Genomic DNA, 25,076 nt, shown 5'->3' with positions numbered 1-25,076 from the left:
CGCCACCCCCCTGGCTCGGCGGCGTTTGCCCTTGCTGAGACGGGTTGTCCTGCGCCCGCTGCTGAATCACGCTCTCCTGCTCGCCGGTGTCGATGAAGAAGTTGGTGATGACGCACAGCGAGATGAACACCGCCGCGAGGGTCCACGTCGCCTTTTCGAGCATGTCGGGGGCCTGGCGCGTCCCGAGCACCTGACGCGTGGCGCCTCCGGAGGCAATGCCCGAGAGGCCCTGGCCCTGGCCGCTTTGCATGAGGATCACCAGGATAAGAACGGCCGCGATGAGGGCAATGAGGACGACCATGAATGAAAACATGTCAACCCGTCCGCTTTGTCAAAAAGAAGTCGATGGCAGAACCGTTTAGTTGTCTAAAAAGGAAGTACGCTAGGAGGCCGCGGATGATTCGTTCAGGTGCGCCGCGGCATAGACAAGGGCCGTGACCGTCTTCATGTCCTGTAGGTCCCCGCCGCGGGCCCGGGCGAGGGCCTCTTCGAAGTCCACCGCGACGACCTCCACAAACTCACCGTCCGCAAGGGCCTGGGTGCCTCGCTCTAACCCATGGGCCGTAAAGACATGGATGCGCTCGTTGCTGTAGCCGATGCAGGGATAGGCCGTCCCCACGTGCTCGAACCGCTGCGCGCACCATCCCGTCTCCTCCTCTAACTCTCGCGCCGCCACGTCCTCGGGGGCCTCTCCCGGCGCGTCCATCTTGCCAGCCGGCACCTCCAAGAAGGTGCGACGGGGCGGGTACCGGAACTGACGTACCAGAAGCGTCTGCCCGTCCTCAAACACCGGGACAATGGCCGACGCGCCCGGATGGTCGATCCATTCACGAACCGACGTACGTTCGTCGGGCAGACGCACCTCGTCGCGAAACGCCTTCAGCAGAACTCCATCGACGAGCTGCTCGGTGGAGAGCTGGGCTTCAGTGAGATCACTCATTGGACGTGCGAAGGGGACGTTGCGTAGCATGGAACGAATGGCACACCCGCACAGGCGGCATGCCAGGGCCCAAACCGACGGGTAAGCGCAGGCGGTACACGAGCCGTCGGAAGCGATGCTCCTCTCCGGCGCAATTTTCATACAGAGTCTTCCGACGAAACGCGACGCTGCCCCTCCACGAGCGGCACCGGGCAACCGATTGGAGTCGTCTTTGCCATCGCTTACCCAGAAGGGGTCTTGAGGGACACGTCAAACTTCTCCGGCATCGGACTCCCCGAGGCTGTTCCTCACCGCCTGTTCCGTACGTGTCCTCGGAGGACGCCAGCAGGCGCGCCGGGTCAGTTGCTCTGAGCCGTGATGACAGCGTGGAGCGCCGCGAGGCCCGCCGTCTCAGCCCGGAGCCGGCGCGCCCCAAGCGACACCGGCGTGGCCCCTGCCCGGACGGCCCCCTCTACCTCCGATGGCGCGAAGCCCCCCTCCGGCCCCACGAGCACGAGGGCCGACGCGGCCGCCCCCCCCGGATCCACGACCTGCCGGATTGGCACAGACGCGTCCCCCGCGTGGCACACGAGCCGCCTCTCACTCTCCGACTCGTCGAGCAGATCCGCCGTCGACCGCGGGGCCACCAGCGCCGGCAAACGACTGCGACGACACTGTTTCATCGCAGCCACCATCACGTTGCGGAGTCGCTCTTCCCGAATCGACTCGCGCTCGGCTCGCGCCGTCCGGAGTGGCACGATGCGCCGCACGCCAAGCTCGACGGCTTTTTCCACAAACGTCTCGAAGCGGGATCGCTTCTTGAGAAGTCCGAGGGCCACGGTGACGTCCACCGCCGGCTCGCCTACCTCTTCGCGCTGCTCCACGATTGTCCCCACCACCTGTTCGGGCGCCGCGTGGGTGATTTCCACACGATACCACCCGCCTGTCCCGTCCACCACCGTCATCTCATCCCCCGTTGCGCCCCGCAGCACCGTGTGTGCATGCCGGGCCTCGTCTTCGGGCAGCACCACGCGCCCTCCCCGGATGGCGGCGGGCGGAGCGTAGAAGTTGGTGGTCATCGCGTATGGCAATTGTTTTCGTGACTCTTTCTCCTCCCGCCAACAAATGCAGCACGTTGCAGAACGGTTCGTCGTCGGGGGGCCATGGTTCAGAGCCCTACCGACAGCCCCAGGTGCACCCGCCCATCGGCCGGACTCTGCACCCCCGGATTGAGGGCGTATGTGGCCGAAATGCGTCCGAGGGCCGTCTGCAGCTTCATCCCGAGGCCGTACCCCGGATGCCAGCCCTCTGTGCCCCTCGCGGCGTCCAGCGCCGGACGCGCGGCATACCCGAGGTCGAAGAACGCGTGGGCATAGGAGGCCCGGTCCAGCTGCAGGCGGTACTCAAAAAGCCCTCGCGCCACGACATTCCCCAGGAACCGGTCTTCGTCGTACCCTCGGAGCGACGTGGCCCCGCCGAGCCGAAACAGGTCGCTCCGGTCATGGTCCCGGCTGCGGAGCACCGACCCGTCGCCCCCCACGACGAAAACTTGTCGGTCGAAGAGAGGAAGATACGCTCGCGCACGTCCATGGAGGCGCTCTTGGCGAAAGGAGTCGGCCACCCGAGTCGTATCGCCGGAGGCCGAAACGCGGCGAAGCCGACGTTCCTTGCGCCCCCGTGACAGCTGTACGTTCAGGGAGAGGCCCCGCCGCGGGTTCTGCGAACGGTCGAGCTGCCGGTAGCGCACGCCCACGCCATAGAACAAGGTCGTGGCGCGGGGAATTTGTTGTTGGGAGCCTCGGATCTGCGTGCCCGTCGGCCCGGGCCGCACACTTTCGCGGCTAAGGGTGGCCGTCAGTTCCAGCCCGTTGCCCAACCGGTACCCCCCTTCGAGCTCGTAGATTCGTTTCCCGTACGTCGAGTCTCGCTGCTCTCCCCGGAACCGGCCGGCCACTCGCAGGGGCAGGCCGAGCAGGTACGGATCGGCAATGGAGACGTTGACAATGCTGGTCTGTCCGGGGCGCCGGTCGAGAGTGAATTCGGCCGTTCGTCCGCCCCCGAACAGATGCTTCAGGAGCAGGTGGCCGCTGCCCACGAGCTGCCCCGAATCGCGGGCCCGAGACGGGGGCAGGTAGCCGAGCACGGCGTCGAAGGCCCCTGGGGACGCTTCGTCGATCGGAATGCGGAGCACAGCCCCCCCGTCGTCCACAACCCGAAGTTGGGGCGGGCCTACCTTGTCGAAAAGATCGTGCTCCTGAAGGCGACGCCGGATAACGTCCGGGTCGTAGCCCCGAAGGGACTGCCCTTCCTCCACCCCCGCTAGGTGCGCCAACAACTCCGGGGTGGTGCGGGCGTCGTCCGGCCCCTCAACACGACGGAGCCACAGCGCTGGCCCCTCATCGATCCGGAGGCCAACCCGGAGGGTCGGCGGATTGCCCTTCACAAGGCGGGTCTCCGCTACGCGGATCTGGGCAAGTGGATGGCCGGCCTCCTCGTACCGATCAAGGAGCCGCTGAATGTCCGCCTCCAACTGGTCGGGGCGGAGGAGAGCGCCCTCGTCGGTTTTCATGAGCGTGCGCAGGTCGGTCGCCGGCACGGCGCTGTCCCCTTCGAGACGAAGTGCACCAACCCGCACCCGTGGGCCCCGGCGGGCATAGAATCGGACCTTGGACCGGGCACCGCTCGTGTCGACAGACACTGAGTCGAGTGCTGCGTAGTAGTGGCCCTTCCGACGAAGGTGACGCAACAGGCGCCGGCCGACTGCCTGTACGCGACGGGGAGACGTTGTCGCAACCGTGTCCGGCCACTCCGCGCGCTTCCCATCCAGGACGAGCCGCCACTGCCCTGCACTCTCGCCGGGGCGCAGCGCCGAGGTTTGGGCGCGCACGGCTCGCGGCGGCCCAGCACACAGCAGTTCCCCCAGGACGAGCAACACCGTCCCGACGGTCGGGTATATGACGTGTCGTCGGTATCTGCTCACTGTGGGGCTCTGCATCATGACGCTCCTCCATCGCGTCCTCCTTCCCATTTTGGCGGCCGGCCTGCTGAGCGGGACGGAGCTCGGGGCTGTTTTGGATCCAGTGTTGCTCAAACCCAGTCGCAATGCACGGGTTGCATCGGCTCTCGGGCCTCCGCCCGACACGGTGCACACGTCCGCCGATGCGGGTACGCCCCTTGCTCTTGCACTTCCGGACACCCTGGACAACCGCCCCGTGGCCCGCTACTCTCTTCTCCAGGGCCCCGCCCTAAGCGGCATTGCCGGCCGCTCCTTTGCCTGGATTCCCAAAGGCACAGCCCCCGGCACGCACCACGCACTCCTTCAGGCCGAGTCGACAAACGCTCCCCCCGACACCCTCGTGGTCCAGATTCGTGTCCGGCCGTAGCAGCCGGTGTGAGCCTTCACTCGTCTTCTTCCTCGCACACCCCGCCCTCCCCCTTATTCCCACGCTTCCACTCTCCCCCACCGATCGCCAGTGCCAGGCCTTCCGCACCGACTTGCTCGACTGGTACGACGAGCACAAGCGGTCGATGCCCTGGCGCGAGACGAACGATCCGTATCGCATCTGGGTCTCGGAAATCATGCTCCAGCAGACGCGGGTCAGTACCGTGCGCGACTACTATCACCGCTTCCTGGAGGCGTTTCCCAGCGTCGAGGCGCTCGCGGCGGCCGACCGCGACACGGTGCTCAAGCACTGGGAAGGCCTCGGCTTCTACGCCCGGGCCCGCCACCTCCACGAGGCCGCCCAGCGGGTCGTCGACGAGCACGACGGCGCCGTCCCCGACACGATGGACGCCATCAAGGACCTGAAGGGCGTGGGCCCGTACACGGCGGCCGCGGTGCTCTCGATCGCGTACCAGAGGCCCCACGCCGTCCTCGACGGCAACGTGACGCGTGTGCTGAGCCGCGTGTTCGCGGTGGACGAAGATGCCACCACGAGCGCCGCGCAGGGCCACCTCCGCGACCTTGCCAACGAGCTCCTCGCCCCCGAGCGCCCCGGCGACTTCAACCAGGCGATGATGGAGCTCGGCGCGCTGGTCTGCACCCCCAGCACGCCCCACTGCGATCGATGCCGGCTCAATGCGGTGTGCCGCGCCCACGACGCCGGCACGGAAGAGAGCTACCCCATCACGCCCGAGTCGGACCCGGTGCCGCACAAGGACATCGCCGTGGGCCTCGTGTTCGGCGACCACGACCGGCTCCTCATCCAGCGCCGCCCCGACGAGGGACTGCTCGGCGGCCTCTGGGAGTTTCCCGGCGGGAAGCAGGAGGGCGAGGAATCGATGGAGGCCGCCTGCCGGCGAGAAGTCAAGGAGGAGCTCGGCGTCGGGATGACAGACGTGGAGCCTTTCTACACCCTCTCCCACGCCTACTCACACTTCAAAATCACACTCCACGCCTTCCGCGGCCGCCTCGCCGACGGGCCGCCCGAGGCCCGCGAGGACCAACCGTTCCGCTGGGTGACCGTCGACGAGCTGGACGACTACGCCTTCCCCCGAGCCAACCGGCGGCTGATCGAAGAACTGGAACGGCGGCAGACCGAACCCTCGCTCTTCGATTGAGCGGTACCGGCCTACTCGTCCATTGCTTCGGCCTCCACAACCTGCCCGGGGGCCGCTCCACCGGCGTCCTCCCCCCCAAAGAGCGTAGTCCCCAGGGCGCCCCCAATCGCCCCGAAAATGGCGAACACGACGACGTTCAACAGCAGGAGTGCGATCCCCATTGCGGACAGGAGGCCGGGCGCATCCCCCTGCATCTGCTGCATCATCTCCGGGGACATGCCCTGGCCACCCATATTCTGCATGAGCTGCTCCTGCACCGTTTGTTGGACCGACTGGGAGTCGAGACCGAGCGGGCGCAGCCCCACGTCAAACAGGGCAGAAAGTACGGCCCCGACCGCCCCCGCGGACGCCCCGAGCACCGCTCCGTCCCCGGACGCGATGGCCCCGGGGCTGTAGGCTGCGTACTGCTGCGTGGTAACGATCCCACCGACGATAACGCCGAGGCAACAGATGGTGTTGAGAAGCCCGAGGTAGGACGTGCTCAAAATTCCGGTGACGACGGCACCGACGAGGATCGACTGCTGTCGGGGAGTCATGGATGCTGGAGAGCGATGATGCATAGATGAAGAACGAACGCCCGCGAGGACGCTACACGGTCCCAAGAAAAAGCCATGCGAAAATAAGCACAAGCGGCCCGAACCGAAAGGCAGACGCGCTCACTCGGGACCACCCGTGCCGGAGGCGCGTGCCTTTCGACGGAGCAACTGGGCCGTGACGTAGCTGGCCGCCACGCATCCGAAGAGAAGTCCAGTGAGGATCCGACTCTCGGGTCCATTGTCCCAGAGACGCAACAGAGGCGCGGCCCAGTCGAGCCCCATTGGGACGAGCGCCCCGAGCATGGCATATCGGCCATACGGCCTGAGTACACTCCACAGTCCCCTCTGCCATCCCGTCCCCACGACTCCCACCACGAGCCCAAGGTAAATACCACTGCAACGATCACAGAGTGCCACCGGAACGCCCCCGACGTGGACCGAGCGCCCTGGCACTTGATGACACACCGGCGCAAAACCCTCTCGGACCAGGACCTGAAGCGCGTCCGGCAGAATGGGAGGAAGCATTGCCAGCACGAACACCCCGCCCGTAATCGCAAGCAGGCTGTACCAGACGAGATCTGTGCTGCGACCGTTCATGTCGTATCGGGGGGACTCGGAATCATTTCGAGCAGGAAAATACATACAGGCCACAGGCCCGTCGACGCACACGTTCCGTCCGCCTTGCTCTGCGTCGCGTCCGCCATGTACGTACCGGCGGAATCACACACGCCTACATGCAGTGTCGCTAAAGGATCTTCACCCTGAGGGCTGCCCCGAGGAGGAACACAAAGCAGCCCCTTGTGTTGCCCAGAGTAGAGTTATTATCACTCGCCACTGGTGAGTGATAATAATCTCCAGAGTCTCATCCACACATCCCTCACAAGGCATCCCGAACACATCATGACGAGCATTAAACCTCTCGGCGACCGCGTTGTCGTCCAGCCGAAGCCGGCCGAAGAGAAGACCGAGAGCGGTCTTTACATTCCGGACTCGGCGAAGGAGAAGCCTCAGGAGGGAACGGTCGTCGCGACTGGTCCGGGCCGCGTTGAAGACGGCACCCGGATCGAGATGACGGTGGAGGAGGACGACGATGTCCTCTACGGCAAGTATGCCGGCACCGAGGTGACGCTCGACGGTGATGAGTACCTCATCATGCGCGAGAGTGACATCTTCGGCGTCGTTGAAGGATAACGACCTGGCCGTCCCCGTGGCATCAGACGCTGCGGTTGCACGACCGACGTCCACTCCCGAACGAATTCCCCGAATGAAACCCTCTACACGCAACCATGGCGAAGCAGATTAAATTTGATTCTGACGCACGAAGCGCCCTTCAGTCGGGCGTGGACCAGCTGGCGAAGGCCGTCAAGGTCACGCTCGGCCCGAAGGGTCGCAACGTCGTGCTGGAGAAGTCCTTTGGCGCCCCGTCGATTACGAAAGACGGCGTCACTGTCGCAAAGGAAATTGAGTTGGAGGAGCGCCTCCCCAACATCGGTGCCCAGGTGCTGAAGGAAGCCGCGTCCAAGACCAACGACGACGCGGGCGACGGCACGACAACAGCCACCGTGCTGGCCCAGTCCATCATCAACGCCGGCATGAAGAGCGTGACGTCCGGCGCCAACCCGATGGACGTGAAGCGCGGCATTACCGCGGCGGCCGAGGAGGTCGTGGAGCACCTTCGCAGCCAGAGCGACCCGGTCGAGGGCAAGGACCGCATCTCGCAGGTCGCGACGATCTCGGCCAACAACGACGACGCGATTGGCGACCTCATTGCCGACGCGTTTGAGCGTGTTGGGCAGGACGGTGTGATCACCGTTGAGGAAGCCCGTGGCATCGAAACGCACCTCGACGTGGTCGAGGGCATGCAGTTCGACCGCGGCTACCTCTCGCCCTACTTCGTGACCGACTCCGAGGAGATGGAGGCGGTGCTCGAAGATGCCTACATCCTCATCTACGACGACGAGGTCGGCAACATGCAGGACCTGCTGCCGATCCTCGAGAAGGTCAGCCAGACGAGCAACCCGCTGCTGATCATCGCCGAGGACGTGGAGGGCGAAGCCCTTGCCACGCTCGTGGTGAACAAGATGCGCGGCACGCTGAAGGTGTCTGCCGTGAAGGCGCCTGGGTTTGGTGACCGTCGCCAGTCGATGCTCGAAGACATCGCCGTCCTGACCGGCGGCACGGTGATCAGTGAGGAGAAGGGCTACCGCCTCGAGAACGCCACGCTCGACTACCTCGGGCAGGCCGACCGCATCACCATCGACCAGGACAACACCACGATCGTAGGCGGCGAAGGCTCTGAGGAGGAGATCGAGGCCCGGGTCAACCAGATCCGGCAGCAGATCTCCAACTCGACCTCCGACTACGACCAGGAGAAGCTACAGGAGCGTCTCGCGAAGCTCGCCGGCGGCGTGGCGGTGCTGAACGTGGGCGCCGCGACCGAGCCGGAGATGAAGGCCCAGAAGGCGCTCGTGGAGGATGCACTCAGCGCAACCCGTGCGGCCGTCGATGAAGGCGTGCTTCCGGGTGGCGGTGTGGCCTACCTCCGTGCCCTCGACTCGATCGAAGAGGTTGAGGTTGAGAATGAGGACCAGGAGATCGGGGTCTCCATCGTACGCGAGGCCCTCGAGGCCCCGCTGCGCCAGATCGCCGAGAATGCGGGCCAGGAGGGCTCGATCGTTGTCCAGAAGGTCAAGGAGGGCGACGCCGACTTCGGCTTCAACGCCCGCTCCGAAGAGTACGGAGATCTCCTCGACGACGGAGTGCTTGACCCGACGAAGGTCACGCGGTCCGCGCTCGAGAACGCTGCGTCCGTGGGCGGCATGCTGCTGACCACCGAGGCTGTGATCGCCGACCTCGAAGACGAGGACGACGATGACGGCGGCGGCGGAGGCGGCGGCGGAATGCCTGCTGGCGGTGCCGGCGGCATGGGCGGCATGGGCGGCATGGGCGGCATGGGTGGCATGATGTAACCCCCCTGTCGCGCACGCTGCGCCCTTCCGGCGCACACTGCGCAACACGAAAAAGGCTGCCTGCCCCAAGCGATTGGGGCGGGCAGCCTTTTTTATTTGGTGTCGGTCGTTGTTTGTCCCCCCGGCGCTCCAGCTCGTTCCGACCGGTCGCGCGAGGGGCAGCCGCTAAAGGGTTTTGACGGCCTGCACCATTTCTTGCCCGTCGCCCCGCACCACCTCGAAGCCCAGCTTCTCACAGACCCGCTGCATCGCGTGGTTCTGCTGTAGAATGTCGGCCGTGATGCGGTCGAGGCCTTCATTCTCCCCCACCTCTACAAGGCGGCGCAACAGCTCGGTGCCGATGCCCTCCCCCTGGTATTCGTCAATGACGAGCATCGCGAACTCGGCCTCGTTGCGCCCGGGCTGCTGGGTGAGACGCCCCACACCAATGATGCGGTCCTCCCCATCCTCCGTGGGCCGCTCAGCGACCAGTGCCATCTCTCGGTCGTAGTCGATGAAGCAGATGCGGGCGAGTCGCTCGTGGGCCACCCGCTGCTCCAACTTCATGAGGTTGGCGTAGCGCAGGTACACACTCCGCTCGGACAGCCGCTCATGGAAGGTGACCAGCTTGGGCTCGTCCTCAGGCCGGATGGGACGAATTTTTACCTCGTCACGGTCCTCCATTGCGTGCGTACCGACGTACTGCCGCGGGTAGGGTCGGATCGCAGACGTCGGCAGCTCGTCGTCGTCCTTCGTGTACGAGTGCAGAACCACGCGGGCGTCGAGGGCAAGCAGCCCATCGTCGCCGGGCCGTGCCAGTAGCGGGTTTACATCGATCTCCTTCACGCGCGGTTGCTCCACCACCAGCTGACTGAACCGAACCAGTAGCGTCTCCAGCGCGTCGAGGTCCACCGGCTCGCGGCCCCGCACGCCCTGCAGCGCCTCGTAGATCTGGGTCTGCTCCATCATCCGGCGGGCCAGGGTGCGGTTGAGCGGGGGCAGGCCGAGGGCGCGGTCCTGGTAGACCTCTACCAGCTGGCCCCCAGAGCCGAAGAGGAGCACGGGCCCAAACTGCTCGTCCATGCTGCTGCCGATGATGAGCTCGTACCCGTCGCTCCGGTCGATCATGGGCTGCACCGTCACTCCGTCGAAGCCCTCCGCCACGTTGTCCTTAATTTGGGCGAAGGCAGCCCGGACATCCTCGTCGCTCGTGAGGCCCAGGTGCACCCCGCCCACGTCCGACTTGTGGGTGATGGAGGTCGAATGCAGCTTCACCACCACCGGATACCCAATCTTCCCGGCCGCCATGACCGCCTCGTCGGCGGTTTCGGCCACCGGCGACTCGACGGTCGGGATGCCGTAGGCCGCAAGCAGTTCCTTGGAGGCGTGCTCGGTCATCAGCACGCGGCCGGACTCGTGGGTGTCCTGCACAATGTCGGTGGCCGCCTCACGGTCGGGCAGGCCGGGCTCATCCTCCGGCAGGCTCGGCGTCTCGTAGAGGGCACGTAGGTTGTAGCTGTAGCGCCACATGTGGTTAAACACACGCGCCGCCGTGTCCGGGTACGCAAAGGTGGGCAGGCCCGACTCGTTGAGGATGTTCTCGCCGGTGGCCACGGCATCGCCCCCCATCCAACTGGCCAGGATGGGCTTGTCGTTGTCTCGAGCGTAGGGGCGAAGATGCTCGGCTGTCTTCGTGGGCTCAGTCATGGCCTGGGGCGTCAGGACGACCAGCAGCCCGTCACTGTTCTCGTCATTGGCCGCCACCTCCAGAGACTCCGCGTAGCGCTCCGGGTCGGCGTCTCCCAGGATGTCGACGGGGTTGCCGTGGCTCCATGCCCCCGGCAAGATGCCGTCGAACTCGTCCATCGCCTCCTCCGAGATCGGCGTCAGCTCACCGCCCTCGCCAATCAGGGCATCGGTTGCCAGCACGCCGGGCCCGCCCGCGTTCGTGAGGATGGTGAGGTTGCGCCCCTCCGGACGGGGCTGCTTGCTGAGCACCTCGGCCATGTAGAAGAGGTCGTTGATGTCGTCCACCCGCAGCACGCCGCTGCGTCGAAAGGCCGCGTTGAGAACGGCGTCGCTCCCAGTCAGCGTGCCGGTGTGCGAGGCCGCCGCCTCGGCCGCCGCGTCCGTGCGCCCGGCCTTGATAACGATGATGGGCTTGCTCTGCGCCACATCCCGCGCCGCGGAGAGGAACGACCGGGCGTTGCCGATGGACTCCATGTAGAGCACGATGCTCTCGGTCTTCGGGTCGTCGCCCAGATACTCGATCATATCGCCCCAGTCGACGTCGAGCATCGAGCCGATGGAGACGAACGAGCTGAAGCCCACGTTTTCGCGGAAGCTCCAGTCAAGGATCGACGTGAGGAGCGCGCCGCTCTGGCTGACGAACGCCACGTCGCCCTCGTTGGCCATCGACCCGGCGAAGGTGGCGTTGAGCCCATTGGGGGGACGCATGACCCCCAGGCAGTTGGGGCCCACGATGCGGATGTCATGCTTCCGGGCAATGTCTTTGATCTCACGCTCAAGCTCCGCCCCCTCCTCCCCCACCTCTCGAAACCCAGCGGAGACGATGACGAGCCCCTCGACCCCCGCCTCGCCGCACTGCTCCACGATGCGGGGCACGGTCGGCGCGGGCGTGGCAACCACCGCCAGGTCCACGTCCGCCTCGACCGCCCCAATGTCCGTGTACGCCTCGATGCCGAGCACGCTGTCCCGCTTCGGGTTAACCGGGAAGACGGTGCCCCCGAACGGATTGCTCACAAGGTTCCAGAGCAGGGTGCGGCCCACACTGCCGGGCGATTCGCTGGCCCCAATGACCGCTACATTTTTGGGTTCAAAAATGGCGTCGAGGGGCTGTCGACGGGACCCAACCAGGTCATAGGACGGGTCGCTCGTGGGGGTAGTACCGGAAAAGACATTCGACGGGTCAGGCATGAGATGAGGAGGACCATCGTTGGAAAAGACGTTCTCCCGTACAGGAGAAATGCGCACTACCGAAAGTACGAGGGTGGCCAAGTCGTTTCAATTGAGGGCGCATCCCCCCTTCGATTTTGCTTAAACTCCGCATCCCACAGCCTTCCTTGTTCGCGTCCTCGGACGATCTCGGTACATACCGCACGACGTGATGGGCAACGTGTGCCCCCGTTTCCAATCACCCGAAACGCCCCTGCACCGAGTTCAGGGCAGCGACGGTGCTTTTGACAGGCAACGGACGGTGGCCACTGACGTGTACTTCCGAGACGCTGCACGCCCGTCGTCCTGCGGCACAGGCCGTTTTCAGTGGCTTTGACACTTCTGGCACATTGTTTGCTCCAGAATGATGACAGAGCAAAATTTGTACAAAATCTCAGCCTCAGTGCTGCTTCTCTCTTTCTGACTCAGCCCTTTTTTCCCATGAACGACCGTCTGCCGTCCTTGCCCATCGAGGCCCGCGAGCACGCCCCCTACCGCAGCCTCTACGCTGCCGTCCTCCTGCAAAACGTGGAGGACGCCCTCCGTGAGGCACTCCCCGACGACGACTCACACAGTTCTCGGGGCGGAGAGGGCGTTCCTCGCCCGCAGCATCGCCCGTCCAGCGCCCCCACCACTCCGGCAGCGCGGGTGTAGGAACCTCCGCCACCGCCCCAGGTCGGCACGGTCGCCATGGCGCAGGGACCCAGACAAGACAGGGGCCCGGCCCACGAGATGGGCGTTTAGTAAAACAGGTCCTCCATTTCTTCATCCGGGTCGGTCTCCGCGTCGACGCTGCTCGCCGCGGGGTGGGTGCGGAGCGCGTCGTAGAACTCCTGGTCGTACATCCGCGTCTTGACGACGATGGGCATAGGCACCGCGTGTCCCAGCAGAAGGGCCTGCTGCTGCGCGTCGAGGGAGGCGAGAATTTCGCGAAGGGAGGACGCGTCGCTCGTGCCCACGAGGGCTGCGCCGATGTCCTTGTCGTCGCTCAGCTTGGCCACCATCTTGGTGCCAATCTGACTGAGCACCTCCTCGTCGATTGCGCTGGGCCGCTGGTCCACCACCAGCAGACTCACGAAGAACTTGCGCATCTCCCGCGCAATCTTGCCGAAGGGCGTCTCGTGGGCGATGTCCGGCGACAGGAATTTGTGCGCCTCCTCAATCGTGATCATGAGGGGCTGCGGCTTGTCGGCCTCGTTCTGGGTCTGCCGGTAGCGGTTCGTCTTTGTCTCGTAGGCCCGCCGGATGCGGCGCGTCAGGGCGTTGGCCACGAGCAGGTACACCCGCAGGTCGTCGTACTGTCCGAACTCCAGGACGACCGACGTGCCCGAATCCAGATTTTCAAGCAGCGCGTCGAGCACGTCATAGTCGTCCGGCGAGGGCTGGGTGGTGAAGAAGTCGTACTCCTGGAAGGGCGCGAGCTTGCGGCGCAGCGCCTCGATCGAGCCTTTGTGCGCGCCCGTCTCATCGGCCAGCCGCTCAAAGTCGTCTCCGCTCTGGGCCTCCAGGAGCGTCGTGAGCCAGCGGTCGCCGTACTGGTTCTTGAGGAGATAGCTGCTCTCGGCCGCCGTGGCGTTGAGGTTGAGCGTGTCACGGAGCGGCAGGATGTCGGCCGGCTGGATCTGATCGGCGTGCAGGTGGACCTCGTAGTCCGGCGTGTGCCCGCGGCTACGGGTCGTAGAGGGATCGAGCGAAAAGAGGCTCACGCGACTGGGAAACAGGTCGCGCAGCCCCTTCACAAACTGCGCCCGTCCATCCGTCCCTTCCGCCTGGCTTCCATAGCCGTACTCGGAATGCATGTCGAAGACCAGGTTGACGGCCCGTCCCGTCACGATCGTGCCAGCCAGGAGGAGGCGCGTGAGAAAGGTTTTTCCGGTGCCCGTCTTGCCGAAGATGGCGTTCGAGCGCTCGGCAAACTTCGCAAGGTCGATGCACACCGGGCTCTCCTCCATCCCGATGGGGTGGCCCACGTGAAAGTAGGTCCGCCCGTCGTCCCACGTCTCGTCGCCGAAGACGCGCGCTACGTCGTCGGCCTCCGCCGGCGCCACCGGCGAGAAATGGGCGGGGATGGTCTTGACGGATTTGGGCTCTTCCTCCGTTAGCTCCGGGTGATCCGTGTTCGGCATCATGAGCATCGGCTTCAGCTGCACGGTGACGTACGTGCCGGAGCCCTGCATCACCTCACGCAACAGGTCGTCGGACGGGCCGGGCGGGTTGAGCAGGATCTGCTCGTTGGCCGCCTCAATCTCAATGTCCGTGATCATGCAGAAGAAGTCGTGCTTCTCCCCCTGAATCACGACGAACGTTCCGGCCACCACGTCCTCTACGGACTCTGCCGAGTCGAGCTTCATCTCGATGCCCTCGTTCAGCGACCCGTGGGTGATGACGCCGAGTTGTTCTGCTCGAAAGCCCGTGTCGTCGAACATGGCAGCGGGGGAGGGATGGACGAGTGCTCGAAGAACCGACTGGTCCCGACGATCGGACCGACGGGGGGCAGGATCGAGGGCATAGGATCGAGGGCGTAGGACGCGCCCCCGCTCGACTACCCAGTGCGATCTCTCGTTTCCGTGGAAACGGTATCGTCGGGGCCGGGGCGATCCGTGGCCCGCCGCGTCAGGAAGAGCCCCAGCGCGACGAGCAGAATCTCGCCGATGAGCCCAACAACAAACCGGCGCGTCATGCTCTTCAGTACACGCGGCAGAAGCCGAATCGCAGCGTAGACGCCGAGGAGGCCAAGGAGGCCCTGCACGAAGCGGGTGAGCCAGTTGGGGGCGTCGGGGGAAGAAAGGGCCATCGTCAGGACAAAGTATACACGCGGAAATCCGCTTATTCGAGGGTCATTCTGAGCGACCAGAGTCACTCCGGGGAACCCGCAACCAGAGAGAGAAGCGCGACGAAGGGGGCCTGGAGCGAAAACAAGACGAGACACAGTGGGCAACGCTGCACATGGCACTCGAATGGGTCTCTGTAGCGGGCCGACCGGACGAATGAAGAAGCCATTGTGCACGCGGTCTACGAAGTCGCAGCACTGGGGACACTTCTGCGTCGCGTCGCTCTACGGTTCGTCCTCCTCGTTGGCGAGTTGCCCGCACGCCGCGTCGATGTCCTGCCCTCGGCTCTGGCGCACCGTCACGGTTACCCCCTCTTGCACGAGCACCTGCACGAAGCGGTCGAGCCGCTCTTGGGACGTCCGCTCGAAGTGGAGGCCCTCGACGGGGTTGTACATGAGCAGGTTCACCTTGCTCGGTGCCCAGCGCGTGACCTCGGCGAGGTTGCGGGCGTCCGCCTCGCTGTCGTTCACCCCCTTGAAGAGGCAGTACTCGTACGTAATCTGTCGGCCGGTTTTCTGAAAGTAGTACTGGAGGGCCTCCTTCAGCGCCGCAAGGCTCGTCTTTTCCGCCTCGTTCACCGGCATGATGCGACTGCGCGTCTCGTTGTCCGGCGCGTGGAGGGAGACGGCCAGGTTGGTGCGGAGCCGGTCGTCGGCCAGGTCTCGGATGCGGCGCGCAAGGCCGACGGTGGACACGGTAATCTTCTGGGCCGAGAGGTTGAGGCTGTCCTCGTCGGTCAGGATGGAAATGCTGTTGAGCACCGCGTCGTAGTTGAGGAGCGGTTCGCCCATGCCCATGAACACCACGTTCGTCACCGGCCGCCCGAAGTGCTCGTGGGCCACCTCGTTCATGTGCCATACCTGGTCGAAGATGGCCCCGGGCGTGAGGTTCTCCCGAAAGCCCATGAGGCCGGTGGCACAGAACTCGCACCCCATCGCACAGCCGACCTCGCTGGACACGCACACCGTAAGACGCCGCGCCTCTCCCCGCTCATCAAGGGCGGGGATGAGCACCGTCTCGGCCTCTCGGCCCGACGGCAGCTCGAAAAGTGCCTTCACGGTCTGGTCGGCGGCCTGCTGCTGCTCGACGATCTGGAGGTCCTCGACCGTCGCGTCTCGATGCAGGCCGCGACGCATCCGTTTCGGAAGGTTCGACATCCGCTCGAAGTCGGAGACGCCCTTTCCATACATCCAGTTGAAGAGCTGGTCGCCGCGGTAGCGGGGCGCGCCGTGCTCGGCCACAAACTCCTTCAGGGCCGCACGGTCCATCGTCTTAAGGTCCACCCGGTCTTCGGCGGTGCTAACAGTGTGGGACGCGGTTTTAACATCGGGCATATCGGAAGGACAAACGCCATGCAGACGCTGGACGTTTCAGCCCCGTTGGCACTTCATCCGCCCCGACGAGTTCTGCCGGCGTGCGCGTTCCAACCTTTCAACGTCCACCCCAAAACATTCCCCCGATTCGAAAATAGACGTATGTGTTCTACCAACACACTTCGTGGATCTTCACTTCTATGATTCCCCTGATCACGCCCGACGACACCGCCCGCCTCGACGCCATCATGAGCCGGGGCGGCACCTTTAGCGACGAGGTGGACGCCACCGTCGAGAACATTCTGGGGCAGGTTCGCACGGAGGGCGACGAGGCGCTAATTGAGCTGACGAAAACGTACGACGGGGTGCACCCCGACCCGGTGAAGGTTCCAGCCTCGATGCTCGACGGCGCGGTCGACGCCCTCGACGACGACCTTAAGGGCGCCCTTAAGGAGGCCGCGGCCAACATCCGCCGCTTCCACAACAAGCAGGTGGACGAGTCCTGGTTTACCGAAGACGGGGACGGAGTCATTCTCGGGCAGCGCGTGGTGCCGATGGACCGGGCCGGGCTGTATGTACCGGGCGGCACGGCCTTCTACCCGTCGAGCCTGCTGATGAACGCGATCCCCGCACAGGTCGCGGGCGTCAATGAGATCCACCTTGTCTCTCCCCCGCAGGACGACGGACGCCCCCACCCGCTCGTCCTCGCCACCGCGGCCCTTCTCAACCTGGAGCACGTCTATGCCGTTGGGGGCGCACAAGCCGTTGGGGCGCTCGCGTACGGCACCGATTCGGTGCCCGCGGTCGACACGATCGTGGGCCCCGGCAACGCGTACGTGGCCGCCGCGAAGAAAAAGGTCTTCGGGCACGTGGGCATCGACTCCGTAGCCGGCCCCAGCGAGATCGGAATACTGGCCGACGCTACGGCCGACCCGGAGTTCGTGGCCGCGGACCTTCTCTCGCAGGCCGAGCACGACGAGCGTGCCTCCGCGGTCCTCATCACGCCCCATCGCCCCCTGGCCGAGGCTGTGCAGGATCACGTAGAAGAGATGGTGCCCTCCCTCCCCCGCGCCGACGTGATTGAGCAGGCCCTGGCCGACTACGGGGCGTGTGTCGTGCCCGATACGATGGACGCGGCCGTGGCCCTGATGAACGACCTCGCCGTGGAGCACCTGGAGCTTCACGTGGCCGCCCCGTGGGACACCATGACGCGCATCCGTCACGCCGGAGCCATCTTTTTGGGCGAGTACTCGTCCGAGCCCGTGGGCGACTACTTTGCCGGGCCCAACCACGTGCTGCCCACCGGGGGCACGGCCCGCCACGCCTCGGCGCTCGGGGTCGACGACTTCGTGCGCACACAGTCCGTTCTCTCCTACAGCAAAGAGCGACTGGACGACACCGGGCCGAAGATTGCGGCCCTCGCCGAGGCGGAAGACCTGCAAGCCCACGCCGAGGCAGTCCGGGCGCGGCTCGATCGCAACGACCACGACGGGTCGGGTTCGAAAAAGCCGTGACTCCGGAGACATTGCCCTCGCTCGCTGGTACCTTTCGAGTGTTCTTCCCTTCTCCTTTTCGACACATCCCGCCGGGGCCATGGCCATCGACGCCGACTCTCCGTCTCTCGACGACGTACTCCAGCACGTTCGGCCGGCCGTACGAGCCCGAAGCGAGTACATCGTAGACATGCCGGAGGGGATTGACGTAAAGCTCAACCAGAACGAAAGCCCCTTTGACCTGCCGGCGGACCTCAAGCAGGAGCTGGTGGACGCACACACGCAGGTGGAAATGAACCGATATCCCTCCGAGCAGCCGGAGGCCCTGCGCCACGCGCTCGCCGAGTACGACGGGGTCGATCCCGACCAGATTCTCGTGGGCAACGGCTCCAACGAAATCACCTACACCTTCGGCCTCGCCTTCCTGGACCCGGGCGACCCGGTGGTTCTTCCTCGTCCGATGTTCTCGCTCTACGAGAAGGTGATGCGTCTGCAGGAGGCCGACCTTACCGTCGTGCCGCCCCAGGACGACTTTTCGTTCGACGCGGACGCCCTTGCCGCGGCCGCGGCGGAGACCGACGCCGTACTCACAATTTTGACCACCCCCAACAACCCGACGGGGCTGGCCATGACGCTCGACGACCTTGAGCAGGTCGTGACGGCGAGCTCCGGATTTGTGGTGATCGACGAGGCGTACGTCGAGTTCAATCCGGAAGGCACCGCCCTCGAGCTGCTTGAACGGCACCCAAACGTGCTGATTCTCCGTACGCTCTCGAAGGGGTTTGGGCTGGCGGGCGCACGGCTCGGGTACCTTCTCGCTCATTCCACTGTGGTGACGGAGCTGATGAAGGCCCGTCTGCCCTTTATGGTGGACCGATTCGCCGAGCAAACAGCGCTGGCCGTGCTGCGGCGCCCGGACCTGATTGCGGATCGCGTGGAGCGCATCGGAGCGTCGATCACCCATCTCACCGAGGCGCTGCAGGCCCTGGACGCGGTCGAGGTGGTGCCGTCCGAGGCGAACTTCGTCGTCTTCACCACGCCCGTGCCCGCCGACACGCTGCAGGAGCGCCTGGCCAGCCGCGGCGTGCTCGTCCGAAATATGGGCGGGTACCCGGAGCTAGAAGGGTATCTGCGCGTCAGCGCGGGCACCGAGGAAGAGAACAACGCGTTTCTGGGCGCGTTGGAGATGTCGCTTGAAGAGGCGGGTGCCGTCTCCAATGGGTAGTCTCTTTTTGCAGGTCGGCACGGGGCGCCGGCACATTGCTCTCGGGCACCGAGCACTCTCTCTGAATTCACTGAGCTCGCGATGGATTTTACTCGGGTAGATATTATCGGTCTCTCCACCAGTCCCTCCAGCGGAGGCGCCTACGCCCTTGTGCTCGGAGAGGTCGAGGGCAACCGCCGCCTGCCGATCATCATCGGGGCGTTTGAGGCCCAGGCGATCGCGCTGGAGCTGGAAAAGATTCAGCCCCCACGCCCCATGACGCACGACCTGCTGCGCGACACCTTTGAGGCGGTGGAGGTGGACGTGACGGAGGTGGTGATCGACGAACTTCGGGAGGGCACCTTCTTCGCCAAGATCCGGTACCGCCACGACGGGGAGGAACACCAGCTCGACTCCCGGCCCAGCGACGCCGTGGCGCTCGCCGTTCGCGTGGACGCGCCCATCTTCGTTGCCCCCGCAGTGCTGGACGAGGCCGGCATCGTCGCCGAAGACGACTCGGACATTTCTTCCCTCGCCGAGCAGGCGGAAGAGACGTCCGTGCCGGAAGACGAAGAGGGAACCGAGCTCGAACAGATGCAGAAACAGCTTGAGGAGGCGGTCGAGAAGGAGGACTACGAACGGGCCGCCGAGCTTCGCGACGAAATTCAGCGCCTGGAGCAGGAACAGCAGCAAAACCAGAACTGACGGTCCTCGATCGGACTCCCGATCTTGGCGAAGCCGTGCGGAATTCACGCCCGCGGCTTCGCCTTTTTTATTGCCCGTGGGCGTTAGCCACAGGCCTGTCCCTGCACCAGGAGGGTGCCTTCCGGCTTTTTCACTCCTTCCATGATTTTCGTACCGTCCGCATGTCATCTCCCCCCGAGAGCACTGTGCACCGCACCTCGCCCGCTGCCCTCGGCGCCTTTCCCGATCTATTCGTCGACTACTGCACCAACTTCAGTGCCGTGTCGGAGTTCTACGCGGGCGACTGGCAGTCGCAATCGGCACGCCGAACAGCCGCCACCGCGGCGGCCCAGCGCCCCGCGGACCGCGACGTGCTCGCCGACACGCTGCTCGACCAAAACGAGCGCTGGGGCCTCGACGAACGCACCCGGGCTCACATTGAGACCCTGCGGGACCCGGACAGCATCGCCGTGGTGACGGGCCAACAGGTGGGTCTGTTTACGGGGCCACTCTACACCCTCTACAAGACCATCACCACACTCCAGTTGATCGAGGAGTGGGCCGACCAGACCGGACGCCCCGTTGTTCCCGTCTTCTGGGTGGAGGGCGAGGACCACGACTTTGCGGAGATTGCCGCGGCGCACGTCCTTCACCGCAACGAGGTCGTGCCGCTCTCCTACGACCCCGGCGTGGCCGACAACCCCGGGGCCGTCGGGCGGCTGGCCCTCACCGACGACATCCATGAGGCGGTCGATCGCCTCGATGAGGCCCTGCCGCCCTCTGACTTCAAGCCGGCGGTGATGGAGCACGTCCGCGCCGCCTACGAGCCCGGCACCCGTCTCGAGGATGCCTTCGCCCGTCTGATGCACTCTTTCTTTGGGGACGATGGGCTCGTGTTTGTAAATCCCGACGATCCGCGCCTGAAGGCACTGGCCCGCCCTCTCTTCCGGCGTGAACTTGAGGCCCCGGAGGCCTCTGCCGCCCAGGTCAATGCGACCAGCCAGGCGCTCCGAGATCGGGACTACCACACGCAGGTCAGCGCCCGTCCGACCAACCTCTTCTGGCTCGGCGACGACAGCCGCCGGGCAATCGATTGGACAGACGACGACACCTTTCGGCTCCGCGGCACAAACCGAACCTTCTCCGAGTCCGAGCTCCTGGACCGCCTGGAGGCGGCGCCCGAGCGCTTCAGCCCCAACGTCGTCCTGCGCCCGTTGATGCAGGATCACCTCCTCCCCACGGCCGCGTATGTTGCCGGCCCGGGGGAAGTCTCTTACTTCGCCCAGTACGGGGGGGTTTACGACTGGGCGGGCCTCGACATGCCGCTCATCCATCCACGGGCGAGCGTCTCGTTGGTGGAGGGAAAGGTGCAGAAGGTGCTCGACAAGTACGACCTCACGGTGGCGAACTTCCAGGCCGACCTGGCGCCGCTCTTCCAGGACGTGGTCGTCGAGGCGATGGAGGTGGACGTGGACGCCCTCTTCTCGGAGGCCCTTCCCCAGCTCCACCAGGCCCTCAACGCGTTGAAGCCTAAGGTAGAGACTGTAGACCGGACGCTCGGCGCCTCGACCGAGGCGACACGCTCGGCAATCATGGATGAAATGGAGTCGCTGAAGCAAAAGGTCGTCCGGGCCGAGAAGCGACAGCAGGACGAGGTCCGGGCGCAGCTCCGGAAGGCCCACGTCAATCTGCGCCCAAACGGGACGCTTCAGGAACGCATGGTCAACGTGCTGTACTACCTCAACAAGTACAGTCCCGCCCTGCTCGACGACCTGCGGCACGCACTCCAGCCCGACACCTCCGCCCACCAGGTCGTGGAGATATAGACGGACGACCGCTCACCGCCTGCATCCACCAAACTCGCTGTGCCTTTCTCATGGAGGACGCCCCAGCCCCCGAGGCCCTCTTCAGTCCCCTCATCGAGCACGCCATCGAGCTGTCGTCCCAGTGGCACGACGGCACCTACCGGAAGGGCGTCTGGCGCGATCCGGCATTCGAGGTGCCCGAAGGCGAGGAGATTCAAATTCCGGTCATTGCCCACCTCGCCGCCGTGGCCTCCATCGTGCGCCGGGCAGGGTGGGGCGAGACGACTGTGGCCGCCGCCTACCTGCACGACGCGATCGAGGACATGAATCGACACGGCCAGCGGCTGCGGCGCAAGCAGCTTCGCGACGCCGTGGGGGCGGACGTGGCTCGACTCGTGGTGCACGTTTCCGAACAGAAGCTGGGCGACGACGGGCAGATGCGGCCCTGGCGCGCCCGCAAGGAGGACTACCTCGACAGCATCCGCACAGGCCGCCCGCAGGCCGCCGCCGTCAGCCTCGCCGACAAGATCCACAACCTGTGGTCCATCACCCAGAGCCTGAAGGCGGGAGAGGACATCTTCGCTGTCCTCAGCGGCGACGCCGAGGCCCAGCGGTGGTTTCACGAGGCCGTCCTGGAGGCCTCCACGCCCCACGACGACCCGCGCCTCCCTCCGATGCGCGAGCGCCTGCAGACGGAGCTCAGCCGATTCGATGCGGCCCTCGGCGACACGGAATAGGACGGACCTCTGGTGTGGACAGGGACGGACTCATCGCCTCGCCGAGGCCGTTCCCTACTCGTCGGCCACCCGCACGAGGCCGCGGACAAGCTTCATGAGCCCCCCCCGCACCCGCTCACTGACCTCCAGCACCTCGTCGTGGTCGAGCGTCCCGGCGGCCAGGCCCGCGGCCGGGTTCGTGATCGTGGAGAGGCCGAGCACCGTCATCCCGAGTTTGTGTGCCTGAAGGACCTCCGGCACCGTGCTCATCCCCACCGCGTCGGCCCCGAGGTGCTCCAGCGCCCGCACCTCTGCCTTCGTCTCGTAGTTGGGCCCCAGCGTCCAGGCGTAGGTGCCTCGCCGGGCCTCCAGCCCAAGGTCGAGCGCCACCTGCTCAGCCCGGTTCGTCCACGCCGGGTCGTAGAAGGAATCTGCGGCGTCCGCGTGCGCTCGGTCCGGCACCTCCCCTGCGCCCACCCCCGGACTGGCAAAGGCCATGTTGAGATGCCCCGTGATGAACATGAGCGTTCCGGACTCGAAGGTGCGGTTGATGCCGCCGGCCGAGTTGGTGACCAGCATGCGCTCGGCGCCAAGGGCCCGGACGAGCCGCACCGGCATCGCAATCTGCTGTACCGGGTAGCCCTCGTAGAGGTGGACCCGCCCCTGCACAAAGACGACCCGGGTGTCTTCCAAGGTCCCGAACACGAGCTTTCCGCTGTGCCCCTCCACGGTCGACTCCGGATAGCCCGGAATCTCGGCGGCGGGCACGATCGTCGTCTCGTCCGCCGCCTCCGCGAGGCGTCCCAGCCCCGACCCTAAAATAAGTGCCATCTCCGGGGCCCACCCAACACGCTCTCGAACCGCGGCCACCGCGGCATCAAGGACTTCGTCGTTGTACACGGTGGGGTCGGAACGCATAGACGCAGCGGTTCGGGGCGGCATGGGGAGAACGATGGAGAATGATGAGAACGACAGGGATCACACCTCAATAAACATTTCGGGGGCCTCCTCGATCCGCACGGGGCGGCCTCGGGCAACCTATCCCGCCCACAGGATCCGGTAGTTGCGAAGGCTCCAGAGCAGCTGCTCCACGATCACGCGCAGCGTCGTGGTGAGGGGAATGGCCACCAGCATTCCCAGGATGCCTCCCAACTGGGCGCCCGCCAGCACCACGAAGAGAATGACAAGCGGATGGGTTTGCGCGGCGCGCGAGAAGATGAGGGGCTGGAGCAGCACGTTGTCGGCCAGTTGGGTAAGGGCCATGGCGAGGGCCACCCCCGGCACGAGCGACACATCTCCCATCTGGGCAATGCCCACGAGCGTTCCGGCCAGAAAGCCCAGAAAGGGACCAAAGTAAGGGATCGTGTTGGCCAGGCCCGTGAAGATGCCGATGGCGATGGCCCCCCGCAGGCCCACGATCCACAAGAGGGTTGAGGCAATCACCGCGATGGTCGTCCCCTGGACCAGCAGGGCGCGGAAGTATCGACCAATGCTTCCCTCCACCTTCGCGAGAATGGACAGCGTAACCTCAAAATGCCGGTTCGGCACGAGGCGGAGAAGACTTCGCCGAATTCTGAGCTCGTCTTTGAGCAGGAAAAACGTGACGAAGGGGACGATGACAACAGCGTATACGATGTTCGTGAAGACGCTTACGACCGAGCCAAGGGTCTCAGCCACCTGTTGTCCCTCCACCAGGTCGCCTCGCATGAGCGATTGTGCTACCTGACGCACGTTCTCTTCCAACACCCCTTGCTCCATCGGAATCACGCCCTGGACCCGTGCCTCGATGAGGCTGGCCACGTATGCGGCCGTGTCGACGGTGATGAGCTGCGACAGGTCCTGCACCTGACGCGTAATGAACGGCACCACCGACGTGACAATCACCACAATGACCCCCAGGAAGGCCGCAAATGCCACGAGAATGGCCGGGACCCGCCCCATCCCGAGCCCCTGCATGTAATCGACAGGGGGCCGAAGCAAGTATGCCAGGATCCCCCCAACGATGAGATACACCACAATGCCGGCGAAGTACCAGAGCATTCCCCCAACGGTCACGAGGGCTACGCCCCCGAGCAGGACCCGAACAACCCAATCGAACGTGATTACACTCGGGCCTTCGTTGGGAGGACGGGACATCCGCTCTCGGGCACGGCGTCGCCGAGACGCCGGACTCGCCTGGTTCTGCGCGGACGGGGGGGACTCCGGGGACGACGGCGCTTCCGAATCGGGCACGGGGGACTCATCGGGACCAGAAGGAGACGGATCGGAGCCGTCGGGCATGCGGACAGGCGTACCGTATGGAAGGAAGGCGTCGTCGATCGGGCCGGGGGCCCGCATCGGTTCCGGAGTGGACTATGCGGGGGAGCGCCCTTCATCCTGCTCCAGTTCGTCGAGAATGGGCCGGATGGTCTCAGATGTGAAGCCGCGACGGCGGAGGTAGCGATACATTTTCTGCCGGCGCCGACGCGGGTCGTCCTCGTCGGCCAGGCGGGGCCACCGGGAGTCGGCGTGCTCCCAGGCGGCCGCGGTGGGGTCCTCGTCGGCAAAGAGCGTATCGACCGCGGTGTCGGCCAGGTGCCGGCTGATGCCCCGCTCCTCTAGCTCCCGACGGATGCGTACGGGGCCGTACTTCTTACTGGAAAAGCGGTTGTGGGCGTAGTCATGCGCGTACGCCTCGTCGTCGAGGTATTCCAGCTCGTACAGCCGAGCAATCACGTCGTCGGTCACGAATGCCGGCACGTCCTTTCGTTTGAGCTTGCGGCGCACCTCCGTCTCCGTACGCGGCTTGTGCGCAAGGTAATCGAACGCCGCCTGCTTGGCGTCGATGTACTGCTCGTCGGCCTCGATGTCGCGCACGTCCTCAGGCGTGAGGGTCGTTCCCACCGTCAGCCCATGCTTGACCACGAGGTCCTCGTGGATCCCAAACGCAAACTCTTCATCCAGAAAGACCGACACCCGGTTCTCATTGTTGACTTGGGGGTCCAGGCGCGTAATCGTTCCCTCGGGCATCTCCTCGGACATGTGGCTGCGTCGGTTTGCGATGGAGCGTGCACGTCGGGGGCAACGCCCCCCGTCTCGTTGCGGATCGTTTTATGTCTGGTCTGCGCTCTGG

At 65.3% G+C, this 25,076-nt stretch carries 23 protein-coding genes; 10 read left to right on the top strand and 13 right to left on the bottom strand.

Features of this window, described 5'->3' with window-relative positions:
- The 4 genes from secG to B7R93_RS10075 form a co-directional block, all read right to left on the bottom strand.
- Positions 1-313: preprotein translocase subunit SecG (secG, locus tag B7R93_RS10090; protein ID WP_103020617.1), on the bottom strand; the 313-nt coding region annotated here is incomplete at its 3' end.
- A gap of 69 nt (positions 314-382) precedes the next feature.
- Positions 383-940 carry an NUDIX domain-containing protein gene (locus tag B7R93_RS10085; RefSeq protein WP_232798294.1) on the bottom strand — a complete coding sequence of 186 codons (558 nt, stop codon included), beginning with the start codon at positions 938-940 and terminating at the stop codon, positions 383-385.
- Between the two features lie 338 nt (positions 941-1,278).
- Complete coding sequence (locus B7R93_RS10080) at positions 1,279-1,998, bottom strand: RsmE family RNA methyltransferase (protein ID WP_103020615.1); 720 nt, start codon at positions 1,996-1,998, stop codon at positions 1,279-1,281.
- Between the two features lie 89 nt (positions 1,999-2,087).
- Positions 2,088-3,806, bottom strand: coding sequence for a BamA/TamA family outer membrane protein (locus B7R93_RS10075; RefSeq protein ID WP_232798293.1), 1,719 nt, complete (start codon positions 3,804-3,806; stop codon positions 2,088-2,090).
- 67 nt (positions 3,807-3,873) lie between these two features.
- Here B7R93_RS10075 and B7R93_RS10070 point away from each other — a divergent pair, with 67 nt between their 5' ends.
- Entirely contained in the window at positions 3,874-4,302 is a 429-nt protein-coding gene (locus tag B7R93_RS10070) for a hypothetical protein (protein WP_103020665.1), read from the top strand.
- A complete protein-coding gene (gene mutY / locus B7R93_RS10065; protein WP_232798292.1) occupies positions 4,289-5,479 on the top strand; it encodes an A/G-specific adenine glycosylase in 1,191 nt (396 codons plus the stop codon). The genes B7R93_RS10070 and mutY overlap by 14 nt, the downstream gene beginning before the upstream one ends.
- An 11-nt stretch (positions 5,480-5,490) precedes the next feature.
- On the opposite strand, the gene B7R93_RS10060 is transcribed toward mutY, so the two are convergent.
- Positions 5,491-6,015 carry a hypothetical protein gene (locus B7R93_RS10060; protein ID WP_103020614.1) on the bottom strand — a complete coding sequence of 175 codons (525 nt, stop codon included), beginning with the start codon at positions 6,013-6,015 and terminating at the stop codon, positions 5,491-5,493.
- Between the two features lie 120 nt (positions 6,016-6,135).
- Positions 6,136-6,612: a DUF2085 domain-containing protein gene (locus B7R93_RS10055; RefSeq protein ID WP_232798291.1), complete on the bottom strand. Its 477-nt coding sequence runs from the start codon at positions 6,610-6,612 to the stop codon at positions 6,136-6,138.
- 303 nt (positions 6,613-6,915) lie between these two features.
- Here B7R93_RS10055 and groES point away from each other — a divergent pair, with 303 nt between their 5' ends.
- The gene (gene groES / locus B7R93_RS10050; RefSeq protein WP_103020612.1) at positions 6,916-7,206 is read left to right on the top strand and encodes a co-chaperone GroES; all 291 of its coding nucleotides are present in this window, start codon (positions 6,916-6,918) and stop codon (positions 7,204-7,206) included.
- Between the two features lie 95 nt (positions 7,207-7,301).
- A complete protein-coding gene (gene groL, locus B7R93_RS10045; protein ID WP_103020611.1) occupies positions 7,302-8,984 on the top strand; it encodes a chaperonin GroEL in 1,683 nt (560 codons plus the stop codon).
- Positions 8,985-9,149: 165 nt separating this feature from the next.
- Here groL and B7R93_RS10040 read toward each other — a convergent pair whose 3' ends face one another.
- On the bottom strand, positions 9,150-11,900 hold the full coding sequence (locus tag B7R93_RS10040) for a bifunctional acetate--CoA ligase family protein/GNAT family N-acetyltransferase (protein WP_103020610.1): 2,751 nt from the start codon (positions 11,898-11,900) through the stop codon (positions 9,150-9,152).
- A 459-nt stretch (positions 11,901-12,359) separates the two neighbouring features.
- On the opposite strand from B7R93_RS10040, the gene B7R93_RS10035 reads away from it, so the two are divergent.
- Entirely contained in the window at positions 12,360-12,572 is a 213-nt protein-coding gene (locus B7R93_RS10035; protein WP_103020609.1) for a hypothetical protein, read from the top strand.
- Positions 12,573-12,658: 86 nt separating this feature from the next.
- Here B7R93_RS10035 and B7R93_RS10030 read toward each other — a convergent pair whose 3' ends face one another.
- From B7R93_RS10030 to rlmN, 3 genes are all read right to left on the bottom strand, one after another.
- Positions 12,659-14,344 (bottom strand): helicase HerA domain-containing protein, encoded by a 1,686-nt coding sequence (locus tag B7R93_RS10030; RefSeq protein ID WP_103020608.1) that lies wholly within the window; start codon positions 14,342-14,344, stop codon positions 12,659-12,661.
- Between the two features lie 116 nt (positions 14,345-14,460).
- The gene (locus B7R93_RS10025; RefSeq protein ID WP_103020607.1) at positions 14,461-14,712 is read right to left on the bottom strand and encodes a hypothetical protein; all 252 of its coding nucleotides are present in this window, start codon (positions 14,710-14,712) and stop codon (positions 14,461-14,463) included.
- 261 nt (positions 14,713-14,973) lie between these two features.
- Positions 14,974-16,083, bottom strand: a complete 1,110-nt coding sequence (gene rlmN, locus B7R93_RS10020) for a dual-specificity RNA methyltransferase RlmN (protein ID WP_103020606.1) — start codon at positions 16,081-16,083, stop codon at positions 14,974-14,976.
- Positions 16,084-16,262: 179 nt separating this feature from the next.
- Between rlmN and hisD the strand changes: the two genes are divergently transcribed.
- The 5 genes from hisD to B7R93_RS09995 all read left to right on the top strand — a co-directional run bounded on the left by hisD (position 16,263) and on the right by B7R93_RS09995 (position 21,985).
- Positions 16,263-17,576, top strand: coding sequence for a histidinol dehydrogenase (hisD, locus tag B7R93_RS10015; RefSeq protein ID WP_103020605.1), 1,314 nt, complete (start codon positions 16,263-16,265; stop codon positions 17,574-17,576).
- A 79-nt stretch (positions 17,577-17,655) separates the two neighbouring features.
- Entirely contained in the window at positions 17,656-18,780 is a 1,125-nt protein-coding gene (gene hisC / locus B7R93_RS10010) for a histidinol-phosphate transaminase (RefSeq protein ID WP_103020604.1), read from the top strand.
- A gap of 81 nt (positions 18,781-18,861) precedes the next feature.
- On the top strand, positions 18,862-19,464 hold the full coding sequence (locus B7R93_RS10005) for a bifunctional nuclease family protein (protein ID WP_103020603.1): 603 nt from the start codon (positions 18,862-18,864) through the stop codon (positions 19,462-19,464).
- 161 nt (positions 19,465-19,625) lie between these two features.
- The gene (bshC, locus tag B7R93_RS10000) at positions 19,626-21,269 is read left to right on the top strand and encodes a bacillithiol biosynthesis cysteine-adding enzyme BshC (RefSeq protein ID WP_103020602.1); all 1,644 of its coding nucleotides are present in this window, start codon (positions 19,626-19,628) and stop codon (positions 21,267-21,269) included.
- A 50-nt stretch (positions 21,270-21,319) separates the two neighbouring features.
- Positions 21,320-21,985, top strand: coding sequence for an HD domain-containing protein (locus B7R93_RS09995; protein WP_103020601.1), 666 nt, complete (start codon positions 21,320-21,322; stop codon positions 21,983-21,985).
- 54 nt (positions 21,986-22,039) lie between these two features.
- Here B7R93_RS09995 and B7R93_RS09990 read toward each other — a convergent pair whose 3' ends face one another.
- The 3 genes from B7R93_RS09990 to B7R93_RS09980 form a co-directional block, all read right to left on the bottom strand.
- Positions 22,040-22,882 (bottom strand): purine-nucleoside phosphorylase, encoded by an 843-nt coding sequence (locus B7R93_RS09990; protein WP_232798290.1) that lies wholly within the window; start codon positions 22,880-22,882, stop codon positions 22,040-22,042.
- 120 nt (positions 22,883-23,002) lie between these two features.
- Complete coding sequence (locus B7R93_RS09985; RefSeq protein ID WP_103020663.1) at positions 23,003-24,244, bottom strand: AI-2E family transporter; 1,242 nt, start codon at positions 24,242-24,244, stop codon at positions 23,003-23,005.
- Between the two features lie 72 nt (positions 24,245-24,316).
- Positions 24,317-24,985 carry a RecX family transcriptional regulator gene (locus B7R93_RS09980; RefSeq protein ID WP_103020599.1) on the bottom strand — a complete coding sequence of 223 codons (669 nt, stop codon included), beginning with the start codon at positions 24,983-24,985 and terminating at the stop codon, positions 24,317-24,319.
- Between the last annotated feature and the right edge of the window lie 91 nt (positions 24,986-25,076).

It is taken from the genome of Salinibacter altiplanensis (assembly GCF_002894645.1).
Lineage (GTDB): Bacteria > Bacteroidota > Rhodothermia > Rhodothermales > Salinibacteraceae > Salinibacter > Salinibacter altiplanensis.
The sequence above is the reverse complement of the archived record's forward strand: the minus strand, read 5'-3'. Positions and strand labels throughout refer to the sequence as shown.

What these genes read in the sequence shown, in the direction of transcription:
- groES (WP_103020612.1), top strand. Translation starts at nt 6,916, where the DNA reads ATGACGAGCATTAAACCTCTCGGCGACCGCGTTGTCGTCCAGCCGAAG.
- hisD (WP_103020605.1), top strand. Translation starts at nt 16,263, where the DNA reads ATGATTCCCCTGATCACGCCCGACGACACCGCCCGCCTCGACGCCATC.
- hisC (WP_103020604.1), top strand. Translation starts at nt 17,656, where the DNA reads ATGGCCATCGACGCCGACTCTCCGTCTCTCGACGACGTACTCCAGCAC.
- B7R93_RS10070 (WP_103020665.1), top strand. Translation starts at nt 3,874, where the DNA reads ATGACGTGTCGTCGGTATCTGCTCACTGTGGGGCTCTGCATCATGACG.
- B7R93_RS10035 (WP_103020609.1), top strand. Translation starts at nt 12,360, where the DNA reads ATGAACGACCGTCTGCCGTCCTTGCCCATCGAGGCCCGCGAGCACGCC.
- groL (WP_103020611.1), top strand. Translation starts at nt 7,302, where the DNA reads ATGGCGAAGCAGATTAAATTTGATTCTGACGCACGAAGCGCCCTTCAG.
- B7R93_RS10060 (WP_103020614.1), bottom strand. Translation starts at nt 6,015, where the DNA reads ATGACTCCCCGACAGCAGTCGATCCTCGTCGGTGCCGTCGTCACCGGA.
- B7R93_RS09990 (WP_232798290.1), bottom strand. Translation starts at nt 22,882, where the DNA reads ATGCGTTCCGACCCCACCGTGTACAACGACGAAGTCCTTGATGCCGCG.
- bshC (WP_103020602.1), top strand. Translation starts at nt 19,626, where the DNA reads ATGTCATCTCCCCCCGAGAGCACTGTGCACCGCACCTCGCCCGCTGCC.
- B7R93_RS09980 (WP_103020599.1), bottom strand. Translation starts at nt 24,985, where the DNA reads ATGTCCGAGGAGATGCCCGAGGGAACGATTACGCGCCTGGACCCCCAA.
- B7R93_RS09985 (WP_103020663.1), bottom strand. Translation starts at nt 24,244, where the DNA reads ATGCCCGACGGCTCCGATCCGTCTCCTTCTGGTCCCGATGAGTCCCCC.
- B7R93_RS10005 (WP_103020603.1), top strand. Translation starts at nt 18,862, where the DNA reads ATGGATTTTACTCGGGTAGATATTATCGGTCTCTCCACCAGTCCCTCC.
- rlmN (WP_103020606.1), bottom strand. Translation starts at nt 16,083, where the DNA reads ATGCCCGATGTTAAAACCGCGTCCCACACTGTTAGCACCGCCGAAGAC.
- B7R93_RS10030 (WP_103020608.1), bottom strand. Translation starts at nt 14,344, where the DNA reads ATGTTCGACGACACGGGCTTTCGAGCAGAACAACTCGGCGTCATCACC.
- B7R93_RS10055 (WP_232798291.1), bottom strand. Translation starts at nt 6,612, where the DNA reads ATGAACGGTCGCAGCACAGATCTCGTCTGGTACAGCCTGCTTGCGATT.
- B7R93_RS09995 (WP_103020601.1), top strand. Translation starts at nt 21,320, where the DNA reads ATGGAGGACGCCCCAGCCCCCGAGGCCCTCTTCAGTCCCCTCATCGAG.
- B7R93_RS10025 (WP_103020607.1), bottom strand. Translation starts at nt 14,712, where the DNA reads ATGGCCCTTTCTTCCCCCGACGCCCCCAACTGGCTCACCCGCTTCGTG.
- B7R93_RS10085 (WP_232798294.1), bottom strand. Translation starts at nt 940, where the DNA reads ATGAGTGATCTCACTGAAGCCCAGCTCTCCACCGAGCAGCTCGTCGAT.
- B7R93_RS10040 (WP_103020610.1), bottom strand. Translation starts at nt 11,900, where the DNA reads ATGCCTGACCCGTCGAATGTCTTTTCCGGTACTACCCCCACGAGCGAC.
- B7R93_RS10080 (WP_103020615.1), bottom strand. Translation starts at nt 1,998, where the DNA reads ATGACCACCAACTTCTACGCTCCGCCCGCCGCCATCCGGGGAGGGCGC.